The sequence below is a fragment of the Aestuariivita sp. genome, assembly GCF_021404545.1.
Lineage (GTDB): Bacteria > Pseudomonadota > Alphaproteobacteria > Rhodobacterales > Rhodobacteraceae > Aestuariivita.
In genome coordinates, this window is sequence record NZ_JAAWWD010000030.1 from 1 (window position 1) to 8,031 (window position 8,031).

Genomic DNA, 8,031 nt, shown 5'->3' on the forward strand with positions numbered 1-8,031 from the left:
TTGTGTAGGCTCTTGTGTGTGGGTCGTGGTGGTGTCGGTTGGCCTTGTCTTGCCCAGGCCCGGCCCGGGTAAGTGGTGTAGACGAGTCTGGTCGCCCTGCCGATGTTGATTTGCGCCCACCCGCCGGCACGGTCGTCTGATACCGATCCGTGAGCTTCGAGACATCTTGTGCGAGGGCTGTCATGGCAGTCTCCTGAAAGAATGGGGGTCTTTGCTGCTTGCGATAGGTAATGCATTTGCATTGCCATGTCAAGATAAGCCGCAGGATCTGCTGTCGCCGGGCAGGCCGATGAACCGTCCGGCGCAGCACCTATTCTCGCCCCGCGAGATACTCCGCCAGCACCGGGCTGGCAGCACCTTTTGCGGAACTGAGCAGCTCCGAGCCCGCAAGCGAGGCCTTCGACAGGCGTACGAGCCCACCGGTTTCCTCGATGCGGTAGCAGCGGCGTTTTTGCCGACCCCGCCTGTAGTGGGTCGCGGTTACGATCTGGCAGGTGCTGCCATCGGTGAGCGTCACGGGCGCGGCGAGCCTAATCTTGTCGCCTTCCTCGTAGTCCGGAATCGCAGCCCAGTCCCGGCAGCGCTGGCGCCAGGCATGGGCATAGCTCTCTGGGTCCTTCAATTCCGAGAGCAGCGCCAGAAGGCTGAGCGGAGCGCGCGACTCGACGGGGCCAGCACTTTCCTCCATGTCCTTGTAGCCCCAGCAGCCGTCTTCGTATCGGGTGAGGAAGACAGCCCCGAAAGTGATGGAGCCATCCGCATCGGTCATATAGGTCGCGTCTTCGACAGGGGTGCCGTCGAGATTGGTGACCTTTGCCGCCGCATACCAGGTTGAGCCGACCTTGCAGGCTTTGACCAGTTCGGTTTTGCGCGTGTCGCCATGAGAGGTGCAGAGCCGGGCGATTTCCGCTTTCTCATCCGCGTAGGTTTTGACGCGGCGGTCGGTGTAGAAGAGCCATCCCATCAGGCCGCCCTCCGATCATCGAGTTCCATCAGCGCATCGAGCGGCACGCGGTAGGGCAGCATGGCGTCGAAATCCTCGCAATTGCCGCAGTTCTGCACGATCGCGAAGGTGTCGCAGGCATCCTTGAGGATGACCCGGAAGGTGCCGCCGAGGCCCGAGGGCACTTCGTAGGTCCCGCCGATGAGATAATCCGAGGCCCGGCGTTTGAGGACGCAGATGCTGTGGCCATCGGTGGCGAGCCGGATGGCCCCCCGCCCCCGGTCGATGAGCACCTGCACGTCATCGAGGATGTCGGTGTAAAATTGGCCGGTAAGATCGCGAAAGGCCATGCGGCGTTGCGCCATCCAGTCGCTGTCCCGAAACGGGTTCATGCCGTCGGCGAAGGCGAAGGAGGGATCAGCCCGCTCGGTGGTGACGATACGGGTGGTCGTGCCATCGATGCCGTTCGAGCGCAGATGCACACCATTGCCGACGATCAGGATCAGGGCGGGCCTGTCCACGGGCCCGTTCCAGTTGGGCAGGAAGGTTTTGCAGGCGCGCGCATGGGCGATCTGCGCCGCAACTGCGGAGGCAGAGAACTTGAGAATAGCCATGGGGATGTCTTTCTGTTCGGTTTGGAAGGGTCGACCCGCGCAGGGAATGCCTCGCGCGGGTCGCGTGAGGACTCAGGCCGCTTGCGCGACCTCGCCGTCAGGTTCCGGGGTTTCCGCAGTGGGCTCCGCCTCATCACAGGCGATACCCGCGGTCTGCATCATCGGCGGGCACCAGGCGGCCACGGCAGCGCGCTGCGCGTCCGTGAGCGTGGCGAAGGGTTCAGCGAAGAGCTTGTCGCAGAAGGCGACGATCTCTTTCTTGCTCGACGAGGCCAGCGTCACAGCCTCCTGGGCCAGACCCAGATCCTCGCCGAGGATCTTCAGGATCCAGGCCTTCTTGAAGCGGTTGAAGAGGGCCGCATTCGGCTTCCAGTGGGCGCGAATGTCGGGCATGATCTCGATCTCGAACGCATGCATCAGGCTGTCGCGCTGGCGGTCCCGCGCGAAGCAGGACTGCGTGGTGCTGGCCGTGGCATAGGCCACGAGCTTGGCCTTCTCGCCGGCCTCCAGCGCGCGAAACGCCGCGAACTGATCGGCGGGCGCGCGGGCGTCATCGAGCCAGGAGAGGTCAAGCGCATCATGCGCCGCCGCCACCTGCTCGAGCGAGGTCTCGTCGATCTCGTCCATCTTGGCATGGCTGCGGTATTCCTTGCGGGCCTCGATCTTGATCGCCTGCGTGACACTCATGCCGCTGGCCAGAACGTCACTGACCAGCTTGAAGAGCGTCAGATCGAGCGTGGCTTCCGGATGCAGCGCCATCGCGGCCCCAAGCGCCATGGCTCGCTCGGTCTTGAGGTCCTCAGCCAGTGAGGCTGGGTAGGTGATTTCGCCGGCGTCCGGGGTCTCCTCCCCGGTCGGGCTTGCCGAGGAGCCGCGCGCGCCCTCCTCTTTGACGGTGTCTTCCGGGCGGACGAGACCAACATGGAGCGTCACCTGACCATTCGACCACGAGGCGATTACCCCGGACCGCGCCAGGTCCTCGGCGCTGTAGGCCTCCTGCAGATCGCGGGCTTCCTCTTCCAAGGCGTCAACGCGGTCGTAAAGGGCGTTGTAGGCACCGTCTTCGAGCCCCTCATCCTCCATCTCGAGCTGCAATTTCTCAAGCTCGGTGGTGATTTCATCCACGCGCTTTTGGGCGGTCTCATCGGGTTCGATCGGGCCGGGATAAACGCGGCCGTAGTCGGCCATGGTCGCGTAATCATAGCGCACCATCGCATCGGCCCAGGCAAAGCCCAGCTTTATGCGAGCCTCTTCGGCGGCGGCACCGAGCTTCTCGAGCAGGATGGTCTCGACCAGCGCCGCATCCTCGAGCACGGAATGCTCTTCCAGCAGATCGGCTGCGACGGCGCCGCCGCGCGCCTCGTAGTCCGCGCGCACGAAAGCCCCGATATTGTCACTGACCTGCACACCGCGGGATTTGAGTGCCTGACGGACGATATAGGCCTGCAGATAGCCGCCGTCTTTCGTGAGCGCCTCGAAGACCTCGCGCTGCGCCTCCTGGCTCGGATGCTCGGCGAAGGCCTTCATCGTGTCGAGCGTGATCACCTTGGCCCGGGCCGCGGCGCGGATGTCGGGGTGGATCAGGCCATAGCGCAACCGGCCTTTCACGGCGGCCACCGTGGTGCCGAAGGTTTTCGCGATCGTCTCGGGCGTCTGGCCGTCGACCTCCATCATCCGGGCGAAAGCCTCGAACTCGTCGATTGCGTTCATCGGCGCCTGAGTGATGTTCTCGGCGAGCGACAGCGCCGTAGTGACGTCGCAGTCGTCAGAGACAAGGCGGCAGTCGACCTTGGTTTTCGCCGTGAAGCCCTTGATGGCCTTGTCAGCGACCAGCTCCTTCAGCGCGGCATGCCGCCGGCCACCGGCCAGCACGGCGTATTTGCCGTCGAACTTCTGGACCAGAATCGGCTGCAAGAGGCCCAGAACGGCGATGCTGGCCTTCAGATGCGCGATGTTCTCGGGATCATAGGTTTCCGGAGAGTTGCTGCGCACATTGGCGGGATGCGGGACCAGATCGCCGATGGCGACGGTGAGAGGGGCAAAGCTTGTGGTCATGGGATATCCTTCCAGGTGGGTGAGGTGTGGCCCGCGCGCGCGCGTAACCAATCCCCGGCTTCAGGGATCACCACGACAAAAGGCCCGCTTTGCCTTTTTGAGGGGCAGCGGGCCTTCATCGTCTCAGATGTCAGGGTGAGGAGTCCCCTGCCCTACCAGTCGCGCGCCAGCATGATGGTCAGCACGCGCATGGTGGTGGCGGGATTGTCCGGGGTCTCAGCCCCGTAGCGGAAATCCGAATCTGCCTCATAGAGATCGATTTTCCAGAACACGGTCTCGCCCCGGATCTCGACCGCCCCGAAATCGTGCCATCCCTCGGGATCATTCTCAGGCTCGAATGTGGCAAACTCACCGGTCGCCTTCACCGCCTCGGCCATGAAGCCATCGCCGGCCTCCATAAGCGAGCGGGTGACATGCATCCGGCCCTGGATGGGCTGCGCGGGCGGCACTCCAAGGCACGCGAGCTTGCGAAACGCGTCGTTCTGCGCCGCAATCACACTCGGATCCGGACGGTCTGGCTGGGGTTGAACATTCATGGACATGGGGATCTCCTTTGAGAAGTTGAAACACCCTTCCCAAAGCCCACTTTTTCTTTTCCGCCTGGCGGAAGACCCCTAAGAGACCTGCCCGGCCTAAGCAGTTGCGAAGTCCGCTCTGCGGGACGAAATAGACTTTCTTAAGAGATCCCAGTTTACATCTGACATTTGTGCTGAGACCATTTACGAAAGTCGTATGACCATTGATCACTTGTTCGTCCGGCGCTGGCCCAAATCCTCATTGTCGCAAGATATTGCCCGAATGGACGTTGCCTCGTATTCCCAAGCCTATCAAAGTTTAAGGGAACAGGCGCCAAAGCGTCCACATGACCGACCTTATCTTGGGGGTAGAACTGGCTATCCGACCACAAAAGGCCACACGAACCGCCGAGAAGAGCACTTTGCGATTGCATTGGTAAACGCGCAACAAAGCTGGCGCCTGCCTGACGGCACCCGCTTCGAAATGCTTGACTATCAAGTACCGCTGAAAGGCACCCGTGCTGATCGCGAAATCGGCAAGATCGACATATTTGGCCTGACAGAACACGGGCGAGCGGTGGTGGTTGAACTCAAGGTGATCGGGCACTCGGGAGGCGCAAGTGATCCTCCACCAGTCGCCCTGCTCGAAGGATTGCGATATGCCGCAATTGTGGAGGCCAATCTTGAGCGCATGGCAGACGAGGTCCGCACTACCTTCGGCCGCGAGATGGTTCAGGAAAGACCAGACATCGTTGTACTAGGAGAGGCGGACTGGTGGTCAAGATGGCTCCACGCTGGCACAGACGCCAAAACGGTATTGGAGGAAAAGGCGGGAGAGCTATCACAAGCCATTGGCATAAGCATCGGCTTTGCATCCGTGACCAACACACAGCTTATATATGGACAGCGTACCAAAGCGCCACGGCTTCTCGCTTTCCCCAAAATTGACTACCAGCACCCAGTGCCCAAGAGCACCATGAAGGTGCATAACGGAGAGAACAAAGCCCCCACAGAACACGAAGCGCTACTCCAAAGCACTTGGTGGGGCTACGCCAAGATGCTTCCTCAAATAGCCCTCGACGGGAACAAGAAGCCAGGAAGGCCCCCGGTGGTTTCAATCGATAGACCATCGGCAAACCTTATGTTGCCACCCGATAGCAAAATGACCTTAGAGATTGAGGCACAGATCGCGGTAACAGATCGTCACAAGCATTTTCGCTCATTTCGCAGTTCGCAGGCGCTGGCCCAAAGTGTCTTCGGTGCTTTCAAGGCCGCAGGTCGGTTAGACTTGCTATCGCAAGTTCCGGCAGAATGCGGGCGACGCGCCTTTGGCAAGACAATGCCGGGGACAAGCCTAGTTATGGAAGTCGACGTCTACACCCTGAACGAACCTAGGCCGACGCAGTTGGATGTATACTTGGAAACTGATGGTTACCAGGTCGCCGTCGAATGCAAGTTCTGCGAGACCGAATTCGGCACCTGTTCACGCGTCCGATCAGCGAAGTCTGAAACGCCAATTTGCAACGGTACTTACACACAACAGCAAGGAAGGAATGCGCGCTGCGCTCTGTCCGAAGTTGGAATCTCCTATTGGGATTTCATCCCTGAGTTATTTGACTGGGACGCCGCGCAGGACTGGTCCCCCTGTCCGTTGCTGCCCACCTATCAGATTGTTAGAAATGCGCTTGCTGCTGTCGTAGATAGCGAAGGTTGCGTGAACCCATCAAAAGGCCACGCCGTCTTTGTTTACGACGATCGAAATCCTGCCTACAGGCTTAACGGCGCAGCCGACGCCCAGCTCAGGAAGGCAGCATCAGCGTGTCGTGTACCCGGTCTGATAAGGCGCGTCACGTGGCAGCAAATTGTTCGGGTATGCGTTGGCTCGGAGGATTTGGCATGGCTGCTGGATGCGATTGAAGAAAAGCACGGCATATACCCAAATACGTGATGCACTGATGTCGCCTTGGCTCTGACCTGCCGTTCTCCGCTTCGCGGCAATGGGATAGTCAGGCGGCCTCGGCGCTGCGCCCCGCCCTGCCCGTCTCCGATCTGGCGATCAAGTAGTCGCAAGCGCGCTGTGCGTCCGCGGCGTGCTTGAAGATCGCACCCTTGTCCGACCGAAGAACGCGCAACCAGTTGTGGAGATAGGCGGCATTCATCTCGAGCGTATGCGCCGTGAAGCCGAGCGTCTGACCCAGGAACACCGAGGTCAATTCCGCGACGATCTCCTCGCGCGCATAGGACGTGTTGCCAAACTTCGAGAACCCGAAATCACGGTTCAATCGATGGGGGGCTTTCGTGGCATGGGCGAGCTCATGGGCCCAGACCCCGTAGAAATTGCGCGGGTCCTGGAACCGCGTGATGGACGGCATGTAGACCTTGTCCACGGGCGGCAAATAGTACGCCTCCGTGCCCGTGAAGACGGTTGTGATATCGATGGCGTCGAAAAACGCCTGCATGTGCGGGATGGGCTTGGACGGCGGATGCTCGGGCACGGGCTCCGGGTCAGGGTAGAAGCTGTCGGGCAAGCCCTCGATCTGGCAGGCATTGAACACACGGTAGGATTTCTGGAAGCGGAATATACGGGCTTCCTCGGAGTGATCATCCCCGCTGCTACGGTCGTCCTCGCCATCGGCGTCTTTCCGGCTTTGGCCGTAGTAGACAACGACAGAGGACTTCTCGCCTTTGCGCACCTTCGCGTCCAAGGCATTGGCTTGCGGCAACGTCATCCAGAAAGGTGAGCTGTGGCCCGCCATCACGGTCCGCATCGTCAGCAGGAAGTTGTTCACTCCCTGGTAGGGTTCTCCGCCCACGCGCAGGGGGCGACAGCTGCCACCTGCGGTCCATGGCTTGCGCCACGGCAGGACGCCGCGCTCGATGATGCGGATGATTTCGTTTGTGATGACCTCGGAGGCATCGAATTTGGGCGTGCGGGATCGGGCCATGGCTGGCCTCCTTTCGAGTGTTGATGAGAGGGAGTGGTGATCAGGTTGACTGACGGGGGCGTGGATCGTTGGCGATCCTGCCACCGAGGGCTTCGACCATGTCGATGTAGGCGGTCAGCGAGACGGACCTGCCAGAGCCGCAAGGTTCAGGGTCGATCGATTCGTCCCGCGCCACCCGCGGCAGGTTCGCGAAGGCGATGACATCGGTGACGGGTCGGATATCGATGAACGGGGTCCCTCGTGCGACCGCAAGAGTGGCCAAGGGAAAGCGCTCGATCGGCGCGAAGGTCGACACGGTGGTCCAACCAAGATGGATGAATGTCCCGCCCTCTCCGCAGATCACGTGCGCGTTTGGCAATAACGCCGCCTGCTTCAGATAGCCGAGATCACGCAGGACCGTCTCGCGCTCGCGCCGTTGTGCCTGCCCCGTCTGGCCGGTTCGGCGTAGTTCCTTGTGTCGCCACCACGAGGCAGCGGTCGCGCGCAACACGCGCAAGACACCTGTTTGCATGGGAATGCCCTTCATCAGGAACGGCAGACCGGAACCCGGCCCGGACCCATCTGAGGGACCCCAAAGGCCCTCATCCGTCAGTCACAAAACCCGAAGGACACTTTCACTCTTTAGGGATCTGATGCCGGAGATTGTTAAATGCGAAGCTCATGAGAACGCAGGATCCTGCACTTTCCGGCATCAGACCCCAATGAGGAACAGAATCAGGCCCGGACACCCTCTTTCGGGCATCCTCAGGCCTGACCCTCCCCAGCCCTCCTCTTCCTCTCAAACCCCATGATTTCCGCAGGTGGCTTGATTTTGTTCCTGTTATGTTCTATTTTAAGGGCCACGCTAAGAAGGGAGATCCCCGATGGAAAGCACCACTTACGCCCTGCCCGCGACGCCCAAGCAGATCGCCTATGCGCGCGCGCTGGCCTTGCGCAACCAGACGCTTTTGCCGGGGGGG

Annotated in this window: 7 protein-coding genes; 1 reads left to right on the forward strand and 6 read right to left on the reverse strand. The window is 60.9% G+C overall.

What is annotated here, in order from left to right:
* Window positions 1-310: 310 nt before the first annotated feature.
* The 4 genes from HEP69_RS09155 to HEP69_RS09170 form a co-directional block, all read right to left on the reverse strand.
* A complete protein-coding gene (locus HEP69_RS09155) occupies window positions 311-964 on the reverse strand; it encodes a hypothetical protein (RefSeq protein ID WP_290558211.1) in 654 nt (217 codons plus the stop codon).
* Window positions 964-1,557, reverse strand: coding sequence for a regulator (locus tag HEP69_RS09160; RefSeq protein ID WP_290558212.1), 594 nt, complete (start codon window positions 1,555-1,557; stop codon window positions 964-966). Before HEP69_RS09160 ends, HEP69_RS09155 begins: the two co-directional genes overlap by 1 nt.
* A gap of 72 nt (window positions 1,558-1,629) precedes the next feature.
* Window positions 1,630-3,612 (reverse strand): ParB/RepB/Spo0J family partition protein, encoded by a 1,983-nt coding sequence (locus HEP69_RS09165; RefSeq protein ID WP_290558213.1) that lies wholly within the window; start codon window positions 3,610-3,612, stop codon window positions 1,630-1,632.
* 152 nt (window positions 3,613-3,764) lie between these two features.
* Entirely contained in the window at window positions 3,765-4,154 is a 390-nt protein-coding gene (locus HEP69_RS09170; protein ID WP_290558214.1) for a DUF3768 domain-containing protein, read from the reverse strand.
* A gap of 190 nt (window positions 4,155-4,344) precedes the next feature.
* On the opposite strand from HEP69_RS09170, the gene HEP69_RS09175 reads away from it, so the two are divergent.
* Window positions 4,345-6,075 (forward strand): hypothetical protein, encoded by a 1,731-nt coding sequence (locus HEP69_RS09175; protein ID WP_290558215.1) that lies wholly within the window; start codon window positions 4,345-4,347, stop codon window positions 6,073-6,075.
* Window positions 6,076-6,133: 58 nt separating this feature from the next.
* Here HEP69_RS09175 and HEP69_RS09180 read toward each other — a convergent pair whose 3' ends face one another.
* Together HEP69_RS09180 and HEP69_RS09185 are read right to left on the reverse strand one after the other, a co-directional pair.
* Window positions 6,134-7,072 carry a zincin-like metallopeptidase domain-containing protein gene (locus HEP69_RS09180; protein ID WP_290558216.1) on the reverse strand — a complete coding sequence of 313 codons (939 nt, stop codon included), beginning with the start codon at window positions 7,070-7,072 and terminating at the stop codon, window positions 6,134-6,136.
* Between the two features lie 40 nt (window positions 7,073-7,112).
* Window positions 7,113-7,583, reverse strand: a complete 471-nt coding sequence (locus HEP69_RS09185; RefSeq protein WP_290558217.1) for a hypothetical protein — start codon at window positions 7,581-7,583, stop codon at window positions 7,113-7,115.
* Window positions 7,584-8,031 lie beyond the last annotated feature (448 nt).

Bases quoted from the DNA above. Each gene is read 5' to 3' on its own strand.
- HEP69_RS09175 (WP_290558215.1), top strand. From the start codon at position 4,345: ATGACCATTGATCACTTGTTCGTCCGGCGCTGGCCCAAATCCTCATTG.
- HEP69_RS09180 (WP_290558216.1), bottom strand. From the start codon at position 7,072: ATGGCCCGATCCCGCACGCCCAAATTCGATGCCTCCGAGGTCATCACA.
- HEP69_RS09170 (WP_290558214.1), bottom strand. From the start codon at position 4,154: ATGTCCATGAATGTTCAACCCCAGCCAGACCGTCCGGATCCGAGTGTG.
- HEP69_RS09165 (WP_290558213.1), bottom strand. From the start codon at position 3,612: ATGACCACAAGCTTTGCCCCTCTCACCGTCGCCATCGGCGATCTGGTC.
- HEP69_RS09185 (WP_290558217.1), bottom strand. From the start codon at position 7,583: ATGCAAACAGGTGTCTTGCGCGTGTTGCGCGCGACCGCTGCCTCGTGG.
- HEP69_RS09160 (WP_290558212.1), bottom strand. From the start codon at position 1,557: ATGGCTATTCTCAAGTTCTCTGCCTCCGCAGTTGCGGCGCAGATCGCC.
- HEP69_RS09155 (WP_290558211.1), bottom strand. From the start codon at position 964: ATGGGATGGCTCTTCTACACCGACCGCCGCGTCAAAACCTACGCGGAT.